The 16,883-nt window shown below is 38.2% G+C and carries 21 protein-coding genes; 9 read left to right on the forward strand and 12 right to left on the reverse strand.

The features are described from left to right. Position 1 precedes the first annotated feature (1 nt). The 4 genes from pstC to BFJ97_RS04905 form a co-directional block, all read right to left on the reverse strand. Positions 2–949 carry a phosphate ABC transporter permease subunit PstC gene (gene pstC, locus BFJ97_RS04895; protein ID WP_068983541.1) on the reverse strand — a complete coding sequence of 316 codons (948 nt, stop codon included), beginning with the start codon at positions 947–949 and terminating at the stop codon, positions 2–4. A 64-nt stretch (positions 950–1,013) separates the two neighbouring features. Then, entirely contained in the window at positions 1,014–1,988 is a 975-nt protein-coding gene (locus BFJ97_RS04900; protein WP_068983542.1) for a PstS family phosphate ABC transporter substrate-binding protein, read from the reverse strand. Positions 1,989–2,360: 372 nt separating this feature from the next. Beyond that, positions 2,361–2,696 carry a hypothetical protein gene (locus BFJ97_RS23980; protein ID WP_139114378.1) on the reverse strand — a complete coding sequence of 112 codons (336 nt, stop codon included), beginning with the start codon at positions 2,694–2,696 and terminating at the stop codon, positions 2,361–2,363. Further along, positions 2,683–2,898 (reverse strand): hypothetical protein, encoded by a 216-nt coding sequence (locus tag BFJ97_RS04905; protein WP_068983543.1) that lies wholly within the window; start codon positions 2,896–2,898, stop codon positions 2,683–2,685. Before BFJ97_RS04905 ends, BFJ97_RS23980 begins: the two co-directional genes overlap by 14 nt. A 78-nt stretch (positions 2,899–2,976) precedes the next feature. Here BFJ97_RS04905 and BFJ97_RS04910 point away from each other — a divergent pair, with 78 nt between their 5' ends. Next, complete coding sequence (locus BFJ97_RS04910) at positions 2,977–3,171, forward strand: hypothetical protein (protein WP_254660117.1); 195 nt, start codon at positions 2,977–2,979, stop codon at positions 3,169–3,171. A gap of 130 nt (positions 3,172–3,301) precedes the next feature. On the opposite strand, the gene BFJ97_RS04915 is transcribed toward BFJ97_RS04910, so the two are convergent. The 6 genes from BFJ97_RS04915 to BFJ97_RS04935 all read right to left on the reverse strand — a co-directional run bounded on the left by BFJ97_RS04915 (position 3,302) and on the right by BFJ97_RS04935 (position 9,279). Then, complete coding sequence (locus tag BFJ97_RS04915; protein WP_068983544.1) at positions 3,302–5,503, reverse strand: peptidoglycan D,D-transpeptidase FtsI family protein; 2,202 nt, start codon at positions 5,501–5,503, stop codon at positions 3,302–3,304. Between the two features lie 321 nt (positions 5,504–5,824). Then, complete coding sequence (locus tag BFJ97_RS25390) at positions 5,825–5,956, reverse strand: hypothetical protein (protein ID WP_302621783.1); 132 nt, start codon at positions 5,954–5,956, stop codon at positions 5,825–5,827. After that, on the reverse strand, positions 5,949–6,101 hold the full coding sequence (locus tag BFJ97_RS23430) for a hypothetical protein (protein WP_254660118.1): 153 nt from the start codon (positions 6,099–6,101) through the stop codon (positions 5,949–5,951). Before BFJ97_RS23430 ends, BFJ97_RS25390 begins: the two co-directional genes overlap by 8 nt. A gap of 215 nt (positions 6,102–6,316) precedes the next feature. Next, complete coding sequence (locus BFJ97_RS04925) at positions 6,317–6,922, reverse strand: superoxide dismutase (protein ID WP_068983546.1); 606 nt, start codon at positions 6,920–6,922, stop codon at positions 6,317–6,319. Between the two features lie 178 nt (positions 6,923–7,100). After that, a complete protein-coding gene (locus BFJ97_RS04930) occupies positions 7,101–7,580 on the reverse strand; it encodes a DUF456 domain-containing protein (RefSeq protein WP_068983547.1) in 480 nt (159 codons plus the stop codon). A gap of 67 nt (positions 7,581–7,647) precedes the next feature. After that, positions 7,648–9,279, reverse strand: a complete 1,632-nt coding sequence (locus BFJ97_RS04935; RefSeq protein WP_068983548.1) for a Na/Pi cotransporter family protein — start codon at positions 9,277–9,279, stop codon at positions 7,648–7,650. Between the two features lie 194 nt (positions 9,280–9,473). Between BFJ97_RS04935 and BFJ97_RS04940 the strand changes: the two genes are divergently transcribed. The 4 genes from BFJ97_RS04940 to BFJ97_RS04955 all read left to right on the forward strand — a co-directional run bounded on the left by BFJ97_RS04940 (position 9,474) and on the right by BFJ97_RS04955 (position 12,185). Next, the gene (locus BFJ97_RS04940; RefSeq protein WP_068983549.1) at positions 9,474–9,992 is read left to right on the forward strand and encodes a DUF1189 family protein; all 519 of its coding nucleotides are present in this window, start codon (positions 9,474–9,476) and stop codon (positions 9,990–9,992) included. Positions 9,993–10,044: 52 nt separating this feature from the next. Further along, the gene (locus BFJ97_RS04945; protein WP_068983550.1) at positions 10,045–10,389 is read left to right on the forward strand and encodes a hypothetical protein; all 345 of its coding nucleotides are present in this window, start codon (positions 10,045–10,047) and stop codon (positions 10,387–10,389) included. Between the two features lie 95 nt (positions 10,390–10,484). Then, a complete protein-coding gene (ispG, locus tag BFJ97_RS04950; protein WP_068983551.1) occupies positions 10,485–11,600 on the forward strand; it encodes a flavodoxin-dependent (E)-4-hydroxy-3-methylbut-2-enyl-diphosphate synthase in 1,116 nt (371 codons plus the stop codon). Between the two features lie 12 nt (positions 11,601–11,612). Continuing rightward, the gene (locus tag BFJ97_RS04955) at positions 11,613–12,185 is read left to right on the forward strand and encodes a 5' nucleotidase, NT5C type (protein WP_068983552.1); all 573 of its coding nucleotides are present in this window, start codon (positions 11,613–11,615) and stop codon (positions 12,183–12,185) included. Between the two features lie 55 nt (positions 12,186–12,240). On the opposite strand, the gene BFJ97_RS25395 is transcribed toward BFJ97_RS04955, so the two are convergent. Beyond that, positions 12,241–12,372: a hypothetical protein gene (locus BFJ97_RS25395; RefSeq protein ID WP_263297627.1), complete on the reverse strand. Its 132-nt coding sequence runs from the start codon at positions 12,370–12,372 to the stop codon at positions 12,241–12,243. Between the two features lie 192 nt (positions 12,373–12,564). Between BFJ97_RS25395 and BFJ97_RS04960 the strand changes: the two genes are divergently transcribed. Next, positions 12,565–13,050, forward strand: a complete 486-nt coding sequence (locus BFJ97_RS04960; RefSeq protein ID WP_254660130.1) for a hypothetical protein — start codon at positions 12,565–12,567, stop codon at positions 13,048–13,050. A gap of 590 nt (positions 13,051–13,640) precedes the next feature. Here BFJ97_RS04960 and BFJ97_RS04965 read toward each other — a convergent pair. Beyond that, complete coding sequence (locus BFJ97_RS04965; protein WP_068983554.1) at positions 13,641–14,225, reverse strand: YdcF family protein; 585 nt, start codon at positions 14,223–14,225, stop codon at positions 13,641–13,643. A 278-nt stretch (positions 14,226–14,503) separates the two neighbouring features. On the opposite strand from BFJ97_RS04965, the gene BFJ97_RS04970 reads away from it, so the two are divergent. From BFJ97_RS04970 to BFJ97_RS04980, 3 genes are all read left to right on the forward strand, one after another. Continuing rightward, the gene (locus BFJ97_RS04970) at positions 14,504–14,887 is read left to right on the forward strand and encodes a MerR family transcriptional regulator (RefSeq protein WP_068983555.1); all 384 of its coding nucleotides are present in this window, start codon (positions 14,504–14,506) and stop codon (positions 14,885–14,887) included. 32 nt (positions 14,888–14,919) lie between these two features. Beyond that, positions 14,920–16,248, forward strand: a complete 1,329-nt coding sequence (locus BFJ97_RS04975) for a hemolysin family protein (protein WP_068983556.1) — start codon at positions 14,920–14,922, stop codon at positions 16,246–16,248. Positions 16,249–16,403: 155 nt separating this feature from the next. After that, positions 16,404–16,808 (forward strand): hypothetical protein, encoded by a 405-nt coding sequence (locus BFJ97_RS04980; protein ID WP_068983557.1) that lies wholly within the window; start codon positions 16,404–16,406, stop codon positions 16,806–16,808. The last annotated feature ends 75 nt before the right edge of the window (positions 16,809–16,883 follow it).

The following is a 16,883-nucleotide window of genomic DNA, read 5'->3' on the forward strand; positions in this document are numbered from 1 at the left end:
GCTAGTAAACCTCCCTGAAGCGTTTCGAAATATATTGAGCGAGTAAATTCATCACTAAAGTAAAGATAAATAATGTGAAGCCAACTGAATAAATAGAATAATAAATTGTTGTACCATAACCAGCATCGCCTGTTGCAACTTGTACGATATACGCAGTCATCGTTTGAATCGAGTCTGTCACATTTAAATCAAGTTTAGGTGTAGCGCCTCCTGCCAATGATACGATCATCGTTTCTCCTATTGCCCGGGAAATGGCGAGAACAACTGAAGCGACAATGCCCGATAAAGCGGCTGGTAATACTACTTTTATAGCAACCTCAAACTTTGTTGCACCAAGAGCTAGAGCTCCTTCACGCATACTATTTGGAACAGATGACATAGCATCCTCGGAAAGTGACGTAATCATCGGTAAAATCATAATACCAACAACAATACCTGGACTAAGTGCATTAAAAAGTTTTAGTTCTGGAATAATTTGCTGTAACAACGGTGTTACGAACGTTAATGCAAAGAAGCCATAAACGATTGTTGGTACACCTGCTAATATCTCTAATATAGGCTTAACAATACGTCTTACTTTTTCGCTTGCATACTCACTTAAATATATTGCTGAAGCAATCCCAAATGGTACTGCAACGACAACAGCAATTAAGGTAACTTTCAATGTTCCCGCGATTAATGGTAAAATCCCGAACAATGGTTCATTCCCTGAAAATGGTAACCATTCTGTACCAAATAGGAAATCCGTAATCGGAACACGTTTGAAAAATTCAAACGTTTCAAAAATAAGGGTGAAAACAATGCCAAATGTCGTCAAGATAGAGATAAGAGCTGCAGAAAATAATAGAGCTGGCATTGCTTTTTCCACTATTTTCTTTGATTTATGATTGCGCGAATTTGCAATTAATTGCTGCACAGATGTTGTCTTGTTTTCTTTTTGAGAAACCATTGGGTACTCCTTTCAAATAAGTGAGGGAAAGAGCATACATCTCTTCCCCTCTATGCATGTCTACTTATTTTAAGCCTTCTAAAGTTTTTAAAGCTTCTGTATATTTTTCTTCAGGTAGACTGACATAACCAACTGCTTCTGCCATATCTCCCGCGTGTTCAAGTGTGAATTTCACGAAATCATATGCGGCTGCGTTATCTTTCATCGCACTATTTTTCACATATGTGTATAATTCGCGTGAAAGTGGCGAATATTCACCAGCTTCGATTGTTTCATTTGTTGGCTCAACACCATTTACTTTCACAACGCTTAATTTATCTTTATTTTCTAGGTAGTAAGCATAGCCGAAGAAGCCGATTGCATTTTTGTCACCTGCTACACCTTGAACTAGCATATTATCATCCTCTGATAATGTTGCTGATTTTGCTAGATCCGCACCGTCTAAAATCACTTCATCAAAGTAATCGTACGTGCCTGAGTCAGTACCTGGTGAGTAATACACGATTTTTTCATCTGGCCAAGATGGATCGATATCAGACCATTTTTTCTCTTTACCATCCTCAACCCAAATTTTCTTTAATTGTTCGACTGTTAAATCCTTCGCCCAATCATTTTCAGGATTCACGACTACGGATAAGCCATCATATGCTATAGGAAGCTGTGTAAAAGCAATTCCTGCTTCATCTAGTTTTGCTTTCTCTTCATCTTTTACTGGACGAGATGCATTAGAAAAGTCTGTCTCACCTGCGATGAATTTTTCAAAACCACCACCAGTACCAGAAACACCTACCGATACTTTGACATCTGGTTGAGTTCCTGCATACTCTTCAACAACTGCTTCAATAATTGGTGCTACTGTTGATGAACCATCTCCAGCTACAGCTCCTTGCAGTTTTTCGTCAGCAGCGTCTTGTCCTGAGCTCGCTGGTGCGTTTGTTTCTGCATTGTTACCATTTTGCGCTGAGTCGCTTCCGCATGCACCAAGCATTAATGCTGAACCCATTACCGCTGTCATCGTTAAGTACTTCCACTTTTTCATCTCATTTGCCTCCGTCACTAACATTTTTATAGTTATTTGTCTTACAACCTTTACTATAATGACTGATTGTTGAAGTCGTATAAACGGTTCGTAAAAGAGACGTAAAGGAATGTAATGCTTTGTAAACGATTGTAAAGATGAATTTACAATTGCAATCAATTTTCGCCTTGGCGTAATTGCCTCTGACGCTTTGCTTTCGCACAGAAAACATTTGTTGCTGTCGCTGCGTTTGCACTGCGCTTTCGCACAGAAAACATTTGCTGCTGTCGCTGCGTTTGCACTACGCTTTCGCACAGAAAACATTTGTTGCTGTCGCTGCCTTTGCACTACGCTTTCGCACAGAAAACATTTGCTGCTGTCGCTGCGTTTGCACTACGCTTTCGCACAGAAAACATTTGCTGCTGTCGCTGCGTTTGCACTGCGCTTTCGCACAGAAGACATTTGCTGCTGTCGCTGCGTTTGCACTGCGCTTTCGCACAGAAGACATTTGCTGCTGTCGCTGCGTTTGCACTGCGCTTTCGCACAGAAGACATTTGTTGCTGTCGCTGCGTTTGCACTACGCTTTCGCACAGAAGACATTTGCTGCTGTCGCTGCCTTTGCACTACGCTTTCGCACAGAAAACATTTGCTGCTGTCGCTGCCTTTGCACTGCGCTTTCGCACAGAAAACATTTGTTGCTGTCGCTGCGTTTGCACTACGCTTTCGCACAGAAAACATTTGCTGCTGTCGCTGCGTTTGCACTGCGCTTTCGCACAGAAGACATTTGCTGCTGTCGCTGCCTTTGCACTACGCTTTCGCACAGAAAACATTTGCTGCTGTCGCTGCCTTTGCACTGCGCTTTCGCACAGAAGACATTTGCTGCTGTCGCTGCGTTTACACTACGCTTTCGCACAGAAAACATTTGTTGCATGAATAAACTTGCTTCCTATTGGAAAGATGCTATAATAAGCAATTGTGTCAGGAAATATTCTAAGAGGAGTTTGACTTTGTGATTAAGCATGCAAAAGTACAAAATGCCGATTACTTTAAAACGTATTTAACACTTGTTATGGATCATCGGGAATTTACTCTGCAGGAAGCCATTGATTTTATGGTAGAGTCTTATTTCTGTAATAATATAGAGCTATATGGAGAAAAACCGAAGCAACAATTTGAAATTGCTATTCAACAATTATCTGTATAATAAGTCTTCTATTATATAGAAATACAAAAAACACGGTATGAAATTGATTTCATACCGTGTTTTTTGTTCTCGGGTATTCTCTGAAACTGTAAAAAAACCGCTAGGCATTTTCATGCACTAGCGGTTTCTATTATTTTTGCTCATCTTCACCAATTTTTTCTTTTGTGATTGCTGGTAAAATTGGTTGTTTTACATTACTCTCTGTTACTTTCTCAGTTTCATATTTTGCTTTTAACTCAAAATATTTATCGACAGAACGTCTAGCGATAACGTTATTATTTGTCAAATGCCCACGTGTTGTTGTTGCCCATGGAATGACAACAGCATAGGCAATTTCAGGATTTTCATAAGGAGCAAAACCAACATGTGTAAGAGTAAGTGCTTCCGTACCATAATACTCTTTTAACGGTCCGAAATACACTACCTCAGCTGTTCCTGTTTTCCCTGCCGCTGTATATGGAGCATTTGCAAATTCATGTCGTGCAGTACCTTTTGAACCTGTATAAACTCGACGCAATCCTCGTTTCACATAGTCGATTTCTTCCGGTGTATTATCAATTTGATTTAAAACAGTTGGACCTATTTCAGTTACTAATTGTCCTAACTGTTGCCCATCTTTTGATGGCTCACGCACCTCTTTGACAACATGTGGCTGAATGCGATAGCCACCATTGGCGATTGTTGAGATATACTGTGCCAATTGTAATGGTGTATACGTATCATATTGTCCAATCGCTAAGTCAAGTACTTTCCCCCCATAAGTTGGACCAGATGGACCTTGCACGCCGCTAAATTCATTTGGTAAATCAATCCCTGTATTTACACCTAACCCGAATTGTGCATAAGAATTACGCATTTTTGGGAATGTATCGTCCTTTAGACGTAATGGCATCTTGTAGCTATACGGTGTCCCATTAATTAGCAAAGCTGTTTTAAACATATAAACATTTGAAGATCGCTCAAGTGCGCTTAAACCATCCATTGAAATATAACCACCATGATTAAAAATGGATTGTTTCACTGGCGTATTTAATAAATGGATTGGTTCATCTCCTAGTACAGTGTTTGGTGTTATGGCTCCTAATTGATAACCAGTTAGTAAGGTTGCTGCTTTAACTGCAGAACCTGACTCATAAGCTGTGGTAAAGGTACCATACGAAAAATCGACGACTTCATTTTTCCCTGTTTCAGGATTTTTTTCAATCTTCTTACCAGTCATTGATAAAACATCGCCTGTATTTGGGTTCATCATGACTAAAAAGGCACGATCTAATAATTGTGAGCCAGAACGTGCTTTTAATTTAAGCAACTCTTCTTCGACAATTTTTTCTGTTTCAGCCTGTAATTCACTATCCAGTGTTAAAACTAAATCCTTACCAGGCTCACCTTCATATGTCGTAACGGTGTCAACTACTTGCCCTTTTTTATTCGTAATATTTTTTACAACCGCTTTTTGTCCTTGTAGTAATTCTTCATATTGCGCTTCAATATAACTTTCGCCAACACGATCATTTCGTGAATAATCACGAGCTAAATAATAATTCAGGTTTTCCTTTGGAATACCTTTTGTTGGTACGGTTGTGCGCCCTAAAATACCGAGTGATGATAATTTCACACGCTTCCAGTCTGTCGTTGTGTTGACACCTGGTAATTCAGATAATCGCTCAGAGACACGTGCAAATTCGTCGGCAGAAACATTTTCACTCTTAATAATTTGCGGTGATAAGTTATAGCCTGATACCATCTCTCGATAGATTGCTAATACTTCTAAATCAGCCTCTGTCAATTGCGTTATTTCTTCGTGTGTAATTCGTTCACGTACAAGCTTATCAATCTGTGCATTGGTTTCACTTGTCGTAATATTTTCTTGTGCTCCAATTTTCTTTTTCTCTGCCTCTGTTACCTTTGCATAGGCAGCATCATGATTTTTTAAAATCCAAAAATCCTGTTTATCACGTAAAGTGACACGGTTTGTTGGCTGTTCAATCAATTGTGCCAGCTTTTGAGCTATATCCAGCATTTCCTCCGTTGTTGTAGACTGCATTTTCGTATATGTAATCGCATTTTCTGGTTGGTTATCCACTAAAATACGTCCGTTACGATCATACATTCTTCCCCTTGGCACACTTGTATTGACAGGTACTTCTTCTGTACGCTCTAAAACACGTACATAGTCTTCCCCTTTTACGATTTGCATATAGCCAAGCCTGAAAATTAACATCGAAAATAAGATAAATATTGCAAAGAAAAGGACATTCATACGAAATGTTAAATTAGAGTGATGTTTTGCTTTAACACTCGTCGCGCGATTTTTCCCTGGTGCTTTGCGCATATGTATTCCCCTCCTCATCTAATTACATTTTAAATACACGATACTTAGTATACCATTCGAAGGTACGACAGGAAAGCATGCACTTGCGAATTCATGATTGAAAACACCATTTATTTGACGGCACTTTACGATAAAAAGTTTCTGTTTCTTATCAATAGCTCGAAAAAGATATGCTTCCCCATCGTTTTTGGGGTTCTATCTGTCGCTCTGACCTTTCTTTCCGTCGCTCTGTCGCGGCTATCCACGTTTTTGGCTGTTCTATCCACGACTTTGACGGTTCTATCCACGACTTTGTCTATTCTATCCGTCGCTTTGCCGGTTCTATCCTTCACTTTGACCTTTCTTTCCGTCGATCTGACTTCTATCCGTCTCTTCGGCTCTTCTTTCCGTCGCTTTGACGGTTCTATCCGTCGCTTTGACCTTTCTTTCCGTCACTTTGACCTTTCTATTCATCGCTCTGACTTCTATCCGTCACTTCGCCTCTTCTTTCCGTCGCTTCGGCTCTTCTTTCCGTCACTTTGTCGGTTCTTTCCGTCACTTTGACCTTTCTTTCCGTCACTTTGCCGCGGCTATCCACGTTTTTTGCTGTTCTATCCACGACTTTGACGCTTCTATCCACGACTTTGACTATTCTATCCGTCTCTTCGGAGGGTCTTATCCGTCACTTTTTCTACTACTCCTAAAAGAAAACAGTAAAAAAGGCTATGCCGAGGTGATTCATCACCTGACATAGCCTTTTTCGGCATAATTGCGTCCGGATAACGCTTGTGGTTGCACAAAGCCGAATCCGTGACATTTGCCGGAGAATATAAATTATTTTGCAGCTTGGAATTTAGCTTCTACTACATCCCAGTTTACTACGTTCCAGAATGCACCGATGTAATCTGGACGACGGTTTTGGTAGTTTAAGTAGTAAGCATGCTCCCAAACGTCTAATCCTAGGATTGGCGTTTTACCTTCCATAATTGGTGAGTCTTGGTTTGGAGTAGATGTAACAGCAACTGAGTCACCATCAACGATTAACCAAGCCCAACCTGAACCGAAGCGAGTTGTAGCAGCTTTTGCAAATTCTTCTTTGAAAGCATCGAAAGAACCGAATTTAGCATCGATTGCTTTTGCAACTTCGCCAACTGGAGTATTTGAACCTTCTGGAGCGATTACTTCCCAGAATAATGTATGGTTAGCATGTCCACCACCATTGTTACGTACTGCAGTTTGTTTGTCAGCTGGAAGAGCATCAATGTTTGCAATAAGATCGTTAATACCTTTTTCAGCAAATTCAGTGCCTTCTACTGCTGCGTTTAAATTTGTTACATAAGTATTGTGGTGTTTTGAGTGGTGAATTTCCATTGTTTTTGCATCGATATGTGGTTCTAATGCGTCATAAGCGTAAGTTAATTGTGGTAATTCATAAGCCATTATTAAGTTCCTCCCTAAAATAAAGAAATAATTAGTACATCCTTAGATTATCAAAATTGGTCAAACCATTCAACGAAAAATACTTCATATTGAAGATTTCAGCCTTTTGACCGAAAAAACAATACGATTATTATCCTGCCCACATTTTTAAATGACTAAACTTTCATAAGGGTGGAAATCATATCGCGATAAAGAACACAACAATCATAACGATTTGAATGACAGCCTTCGCTATTGTTGATGTTAAAAAGCCGACTAGAGAACCAATACCGCTTTTCACGGCCTCTTTCAATGTACGGCGCTCTACGATTAACTCTGCAATCACCGCTCCTAAAAATGGGCCAACTAATATCCCTGCGACTGGAATAACGAATGGTCCAATTAACAAACCAATAGTACTGCCCCACATACCAGCATTAGAGCCACCGAATTTTTTTATACCAAAGGCATTTGCCACAGTATCAGCACCAAATAATAAAACTACAAACAAAATTTCAATCGCCCAGAACCACCAGCTTAACTCTGCAAATGAGAAAAATAACCCATATACGATAAAACCACCGATTATAAATAACATACCTGGAATTATCGGGTATACTAATCCAACAAATGAAACGATAAAGCAGGCAATCACTAAAATCCAGCCAACAACTTCCATAAAAATTCTCTCCTTTTGTCGTGCATTGCCTTTAATACGAAATCACAAAGTAAAAAGTTTCATTCGCTTAATGTCGAATTCCTAATATGGAGTCCGCTATATTAACTGCATGATCTCCTATACGCTCTAAATTGCTAACGATATCCGTATAGACGATTCCTGCCGCTCCATTACATTCATTTGTATTTAAGCGTGCAATATGCTTTTGTCTTAGTTTATCTTCCATGTCATCTATCAAACTTTCGAGCTCTGTTACTTCCTGTGCCAAGCTTAAACTTCCCGTATCTAGAGCCTCTATGCTCTTACGAACAGCTTCAATGGCTAAACTAAACATACCTATTAAATCTTGTCGTGCTGACTTACTTAAATTTACCTCATGATGATCTTTATATTGTAAAAGCTCTAAAATATTTTCAAAATGATCACCTATACGTTCAATGTCTCGAACATTTGTTAAGAGTGTATGATGTCTTACTGAGTCTGCACGAGAAAGTGGCTGCTTAGACACCATTACTAAATAATTCGTGATTTCCTCGTCTAAATGATTGAGCGCCACTTCTAACTGTAAAACTGTAGGTATGAGTGTAGCTTCACCTGTTTTCATATATAAAAATGTTTCTTCTAGACCACGGAGTGCATGCTCACCCATTCGTAACACTTCCTCTTTTGCTTGACCAAGTGCAATCGCTGGAGAGGAATCAATAAATGATGGATCTAAATGCTTCGTTGTTACATCAATATTTCCGTCATGTCCAGGAACTATCTTCGTGACAAGCGCAGTCAATCCTGCAATAAATGGTAGCTGAATCATCATATTAATAACATTAAACGAGCCATGCGCTATCGCTATTTGCATTTTCGCTTCTAAATGGAATAGCTCACTAACCCACTGAACATAGTGCATAAATGGTGTAAAGAACACCATGAAAATAATAGTACCTATCACATTAAATAGTACATGTGCCATCGCTGCACGCTTAGCATATATAGAAGCACCGAGCGAAGCTAAAACTGCTGTAATCGTTGTGCCTATATTTTCTCCAAACAAAATGGGTAATGCACTATCTAGACCAATTAAATGCTCAGCATATAAGCCCTGTAGCACACCGACAGTCGCTGTTGAGCTTTGTACAAGCAATGTGAATATTGTCCCAAGAAAAATTCCTAGAATGGGCTGATTACTTAGATGCAGCGTTAATGATTCAAAGTCAGCTAATTGATGAAGCGACTGCATGCTTGCACTCATAAGCTCTAATCCTAAAAATAATCCACCAAAGCCAAATACTATTTGCCCAATATGCTGGTATGTGGCTTTCTTAAAGAAAAATAACAACCCAGCACCAAGCGCTAGTAACGGATAAAAATAAATGCCAATATCAATACCAATAATAAATGCGGTTATTGTCGTGCCAATATTCGCACCCATGATGACGCCGATTGCTTGACGCAATGTTAAAAAGCCTGCACTCACTAACCCAACCGTAATCACTGTCGTTGCAGAGCTCGACTGTATACAAATCGTCACAAAAATGCCCACTAATACACCCATTAAAGGATTTGTTGTAAAACGATTTAACCACTCACGCAGCCGATCATCTGCTGATTTTTGGAGCCCATCCCCCATAAACTTAATGGAAAATAAAAAGACTCCTAAACCGCCTAAAAATTGAAACAGTATGCTTTGCCAATCTATTGTCAATTGTATTCGCTCCAATTCCTACGTCTATACTACTCTATCCCTAATCTTTAAATGATAGTGTACAAAAAGTAAAGAAAACCTTTAACTTTTTTACACAATGTTAACATTTCAATAGCGTATTCTCAGTTATTATTACTTATTTCATATCTTGTCAAAGTTGAACATGATAGAATAGCGATTGGAGGAGATATGTTATGAAACACTCACAACTATTGATCGATAGCTTAATTCATCCAAAAAAACTTGCTGCCTATCGATTATTACCTATCGGAAAAGTCATTCAATATACCTTTCTTCTAATTACTATTGTTACAGTTTTCTCTTTTGGTCGTTTTACGGCTGGTATTTCTGTTGATACATTTGATATGAATAGTGTAAATGGTATAACTGAATACATAGAAGACATTAAATGGTTATTGTATCCCGTCACATTCATCATGCTATTTGTTTTTACAACGATGCTTATTTTTACACAAATTGCTCTCTATGCTTTGGCGGGTCTATTTATTTTAAAAGTCATGAAGCGTCGCGGTGAATACCGTCATATTTGGCGTACTACAACATTTGCCATGACATGGGCTGTTCTTTTAAGTATGTTATCAGATTATTTATCAATTAACAGTACAATTATCTCTGTTTTTTCTTTACTTTTAACGGTAACTCTATTAATTGTAGCCCTCATAAAATATCCAAAACAACCAATTGCAAAATAATGTGCATGATTCCCCTCTCTTCTAAATATAGTGTAGAAAAGGAGGGGATTTTTTGCGTGCATTAGTGTTAACAGCCATCATCATTATTTTTGCTTTTGTCATAAAAGTAGATTTAACAGAGGGATCATTACAGCTCGCTGCCTTTTATCCGAAAGATACAGAAAACGCTATTTGTGAAAAGCAGCGAGAACCAAACTATATCACCGTACAAACTATCCCAGGCGATACTATTCACAGCTTATTTGCACTACATCCTGCAAAAGTACCCATGACCTTTCCTGAACGCTTACAATTATTTTATGAATTGAATCCACACTTACAATTACAGGCACTCGTCCCTGGTGAAAATATTAAGCTTCCTCTGTCATTTGAATTTGAAAACAAATGTGGAAAATGAAAAGTTAGCGTTTCTTCCTTGTCCTTATTTTCTTACACTGCTAAAATAAATGTCAGTGACGGTCGAAAGTATGGCCCGAAAAGGAGAGAAAGTTAATGAGTGAAATTTGTCACCGTACAAATACACGTCCTGTGCGTGTCGGTAATTTAACAATTGGTGGTAGTAATGAATTATTCATTCAAAGTATGTGTACAACAAAAACACATGATGTCGAAGCAACAGTAGCAGAAATTCTTCGTCTTGAAGAAGCAGGTTGTCAAATTGTTCGTGTCGCAGTACCAGATGAGCGTGCAGCGGATGCGATTGCAGAAATCAAAAAACGTATCAATATTCCATTAGTAGCTGATATTCACTTTGACTATAAATTAGCTTTAAAAGCAATTGAAAATGGTATCGATAAGGTTCGTATTAACCCAGGTAATATTGGGCGTAAGGAAAAAGTAGAAGCTGTTGTGAATGCAGCTAAGGCTAAAGGTATTCCAATCCGCATCGGGGTAAACGCTGGTTCATTAGAACGTCATATTCTAGAAAAATATGGTTATCCTACTGCGGACGGTATGGTAGAATCTGCCCTTCACCATATTAAAATTTTAGAAGACTTGGACTTCCACGATATTATCGTATCCATGAAGGCATCAGACGTAAATCTTGCGGTAGAAGCCTATGAGAAAGCAGCTAAAGCCTTTAATTATCCTTTACATTTAGGGATTACTGAATCAGGTACACTATTTGCTGGTACTGTAAAATCAGCAGCTGGCCTTGGAGCAATCCTTTCAAAAGGTATTGGTAATACTTTACGTATTTCTCTATCTGCTGACCCTGTTGAAGAAGTAAAAGTAGCACGTGAGCTATTAAAATCATTCGGTCTTGCTTCTAATATGGCAACGCTTATTTCATGTCCAACATGTGGTCGCATCGAAATTGATTTAATTACCATTGCTAATGAAGTAGAAGAATATATTTCTACACTTAATGTACCATTAAAAGTAGCTGTTCTTGGCTGTGCGGTAAATGGACCTGGTGAAGCACGTGAAGCAGACATCGGTATTGCAGGTGCACGTGGTGAAGGTTTACTATTTATGAAAGGCAAAACAGTTCGTAAAGTGCCTGAAGAAACAATGGTTGAAGAGCTGAAAAAGGAAATCGATAAATTAGCAGCTGAAATGGCAGAAAAACGCGCTGCTGAAGAAGCAGAAAAAGCGAACGCCTAAGGAGGTGCTAGCATGAATAAGCCCCGCTTTGGAATTGATATTGATGGGACAGTGACATGTCCGAGTACACTCATTCCACATATCAATAAACAATATAATGTAAATATTACGCTTGACGATGTGTGCGAATATGATTTTTTATCAGCATTTCCTCACCCCGTTGATCGTGTTGCATTTAATACATGGTTTAAAGAAAATGAACCCTATATGTATGAGGTATCTGAAGCGGCTAAAGATGCGAAAGATATTTTACATGCATGGAAAGATAACTACGAGCTTTATTACATCTCTGCTCGTGGTGAGAATGTATCTGATGTTACAGTAAATTGGTTTAAAGCTCAGTCAATTCCGTACGATCATATCGAGCTCATCGGTAGCCATGATAAGGTTTCCGTAGCTAAAAAACATGGTGTTGAGGCATTTTTTGAGGATAAGCATGATAATGCGGTCATACTTGCAGAGGAATTAAAAATACCCGTCGTATTATTTGACACTCCATATAACCGTCTTGCTGTTCCTGACAATGTCGTACGAGTTTATAACTGGCAAGAAGCCAATCAATTTATTACCAATTATTTCAAATAATGCAGTAAAGAGTCGTGTTCAAGTGCTGAACACGACTCTTCTTATTCCTGTCTCTTTATACTTCAAGTATTCCTCGTAACCAACGCTCAACAAAATTTTCAAAGGTAATACCATAGTTTTCATAAACACTATGGTATACAAAATAAGTCCCTAATCGCTCAAGTAATTCATCATTAATCTTCATCACAAACCGCTCCTTTTTTATAATTTTACTGAATTTTCAGATACCTAAACTTCCGATTTTCTTGACATTCGAGTGGAGTTCGTATCGTTGCAAAACCGTCACAATCTGCCTCCTTCATGCCCTTTCTTCGTATTTTTCTTTTCGTTAATATAGTAGTAACAACTTGCAAAACTGGAGGGACTACTTGTGAAATGGATGACAAAGGTAGCTAGTATAACATGTCTCTGTGCGTTGCTAGCTGGTTGTGGAGATCGGCTTTCTGAAATTAAAGATGCAGCATCTGGCATAAATTCAGCAGCAAACTCCGCAGCTAGTGCAGTTAGTCGCGATGTACATGCTATACGAGCAATTGACATTAACTATAAAGATACATCCTTTACAGTTAATGACCTATTTAAAACTATTTTACGTGACGTACGCTGGGATTATGACGCTAAAAAAAATGAGCTTCATGTGAAGGGGACATGGCAGGCACCACTATTTTCAGAGCAAACGTGGGATGATACTATGAAAAAACAACTCTCGGAAACTGGTGTAGTAAGGGTTACATGCACTTTAACAGACAATATGATTGAAAGTACTTCTACAAATGTAACACTTGTTTTTAATGATGAAACAATTCTAGAAATGACTGGTGAAAATGCGCTTCACCACTTATATGATACATATTTACAAAAATAAACTCTGTGGCTTTTAAACAAGGCTGTTTCCCCAAAAATTGTTACTATAAAAAAAGGCTCATCACCATAACGTATGGTTGATTTCCGTTCCGACTGAGCGCTTTGTAGCTGCCGCTTTGCTCTCGCTACAGAAAACATTTGTAGCTGCCGCTTCGCTTTCGCACAGATAAAAAATTGCCGCTGACGCTTCGCTTTCGCGCAGAGCAGAGGTTCCTGGGGGGCGTCCGATGAGCCGCTTGGGGCAACAGATGTTTTTTGCGCGAAAGCGTAGTGCTAACGTAGCGGCAGCAGCACGATGTTGGTCACGAAGGCGTTATCACAGGACGTGATGCTTTTAGCCTTCGTTCCTCAGCCTGCTCGCTCCAGAGCCCCATCTGTGACGCTAATCTCTAAGGAGTCGCCCAGTATCCACTTCAATCAACTAATATACAGGGCATATAATTTAAAAAATGTCATCCACACCTTTTGGTGATAAACCAAAAAAGGCAGATTTAATCTACAAAACGTGTAGAATATATCTGCCTTTTTTGATATTTCGTGAATCGAATTTTTAACTAAAGAACCCCATTTATCGCAGCCCCTTCTAGACTGTTATTCTGTAGAGAGGATATGTATTTTTTCTAAATAATACTTCACGATAGCTAAATATTCTCTGGTGTAGTACTTAATACGAAATTCAGGTGGTGTTGCAGCTGGTAAGCCGGTAACGTTAAGTCCTAAATCTTCAGCAATGGATTCGGCTCGATAGAGATGGAATCGGTTTGTCACAACTACGACTGTGGAATCTTTGTCTATGTAATCCAATGAATACTGAAAGTTTTCAAGTGTGCGAGTAGAATTGGATTCGGTGATGATTCGTTGTTCATCAATACCTAATTGTATTAATGATTCTTTAATTACAGAAGCTTCAGACACAATTTCGTCCTGCCCCTGGCCACCAGATGCGATTGCAATTGTATTTGGATTCTCTTTTAAGTATGTAGCTGCGGTCGTGATGCGCTCGAGCAGCAGACTAGACGGTTGATCCCCCGATAAACGTGTACCTAAAATAATGAGGTAATCTGCATCTTCTATCGCAGTATCTTTGCCTTGAGACACGATAAGTAAGTGTAAGCAAAGAAAAAAAACAAGTACTGCCGCGAGCAATATAGTGATAAGCTTGAATATCTTCTTCATAATAATCTCCTTTTTACATTGTAACGATTGACATTATATAAATTTTCGGTAGCAAATTTCAATTTATATTGTTGATGTCCAAAATATAACTATAACATCTTCACCTAAAACAATCTCGCTCGGTGGCAGTTCTTTAGTAAATAAATCCATCCCCTGAAGAAGTCTTACAATTTAGAAATATTGTGCCCTATTATTTGAAATTCATAAAAGCATCACGTTATAATCAAAGTATCACGTGATGGTTCGGAGGTGTTTGCATTGGGACAGAGAAATTAAAAATTGGCGAGCTTGCAGAAAAAACTGGCATTACAAAAAGAACAATTGATTATTATACAAACATAGGCCTATTAGCAGCTGAACGATCTGCATCAAATTATCGCTACTACGCCCCTGCAATGATTGAACGACTTCATTATATTGAGCAACGCAAACAAGAGGGTCTTTCACTCATAGACATACAACATGAACTTAACATCACGCCGTACGAAGAAATCGATGTACAAATATTACGTATAAAAATGCAAGATTTAGAGCATGATGTAACTTCTTTACTTGAAAAAATGAACAAACAAGACAATAAAGATATTGAAAAGATAAAAAAAAACGTTTCACCCGAAAGCATTGCACTTATGCAATCTTTACTATTACTTATTCATAATTAGGAGGTGACGTTCTGTTCATACAGAACGACTATTTGGAGACCATACTTAACTTATCGATTTTCACTATTTTATTAGCTTTAACTGGCTTTTTCGTGGCAACAGAATTTGCCATTGTAAAAGTGCGTTCCTCAAGACTTGACCAATTGATTGCAGAGGGCAATAAAAGAGCTATTTCTGCTAAGCATGTTGTCAATCATTTAGACGAGTATCTTTCTGCCTGTCAGCTTGGTATAACTGTAACAGCACTTGGTATCGGGATGGTCGGTGAAAAAACTTTTGAATTTATGCTACACCCCCTTTTCGACATGATTGGCATTTCAGATAAATATATGACGATTTTTACAATTGGTAGCGCTTTTGCCATTGCAACATTTTTACACGTTGTTGTCGGTGAGTTAGCACCCAAAACTGCTGCCATTCAAAAGGCTGAAAAGATTACACTTCTTTTTGCCAAACCTATTATGTTGTTCTATAAGGTGATGTATCCATTTATCTGGTTCTTGAACGGCTCAGCTCGAGTGTTAGTTGGCATATTTGGTATGAAGCCTGCATCTGAGCATGAGTTATCCCATACAGAGGAAGAATTGCGCTTACTGCTATCTGAAAGTTTTAAAAGTGGTGAAATCAATAAAACAGAGCTAAAGTTTGTAAATAATGTCTTTGAATTCGATCAACTTATTGCTCGTGAAATTATGGTACCTCGAACAGAAATTGTTGGAATTGAAAAAAATGATTCTTTTACAAAGATCATTCATTTTATCGCGGATGAGAAATATACTCGATATCCTGTTTATGATGGTGATCGTGATAATATTTTAGGCTTTATAAATGCCAAAGAATTGTTTACACACGGTTTGCTTGAGCAATTAACAGATGACTCTTTAATTCTTGAAAATTTCATTAATCCTGTAATCCGAGTAATTGAAACGATTCCAATTCAAGAACTACTTGTGCGTATGCAAAAAGAGCGAATTCATATGGCCATATTAATGGATGAATACGGTGGAACATCAGGGCTTGTTACAGTGGAAGATATTTTAGAAGAAATTGTTGGTGAAATTCGCGATGAATTTGACGATGATGAAATTGCAGAAATCCGAAAAGTAAGTGACAATCACTATATTTTAAATGCAAAAATGCTCATTGAGGATGTTGAAAATCTATTAAATGTAACACTTGAAGCAGAAGAAGTTGAAACATTGGGCGGTTGGTTTTTAACATTGAATAATGGCATTAAAGCAACTCGAAATATCGAATTAGCTCCATATGTATTTAGTATCTTTGAGCAGCATGGCCATCAGATTCATTTTATCGAGGTTCGTCCCCTTCGTAAAATTATATCTGCTGTAACAGAAGCATAAGACAACCGGTACATTTTTCATACATTTAACTTTACCAGCATCACCCAATAGGTCTATACTAGTTTTTCTAGATACTTTCGTCTTATTCCATTATTAGGTATATACGTATATAATAGAAACATGAATATGATTCTATTTTCAGGGGGCATCACATAATGAAATTATTTAAGCTATATCATTCGGACGGTATTCATATCATTACCGACGTCAAAAAACACAAAACGAACATTGAATTAAAAACGATCACAGGTGAGGTATTATATATTATCGTTGTGACAGACGAAAACTATACAGTATACGATGATCGCTTTGCTGGTGCTTCAAAGCAATTAAACTCAGTGGAGGCATTTGATATTGACGGCAACTTCCGTAGCTTGGATTTTGATAATATGCGTTCACTTTTCAAAGAGGCATTTACGAGGCTAATGCAAGAAATCGCAGAATGTGTCAATGATAATAGTGAGCTAGTAGATATTGATACACTACGTCATAAAATAAGCGATCAAATTAAAGGTATCCATTTCCGCGTTATTTCTGATACGAAAAAATACGAGATGTAAGCATTTAACAGACTGTCCAACATTCTATTTTTGGACAGTCTGTTTTTTACGTTACAAAATGCATCGACACACTCG

This window comes from Lysinibacillus xylanilyticus (genome assembly GCF_001708185.1).
GTDB lineage: Bacteria > Bacillota > Bacilli > Bacillales_A > Planococcaceae > Lysinibacillus > Lysinibacillus xylanilyticus_A.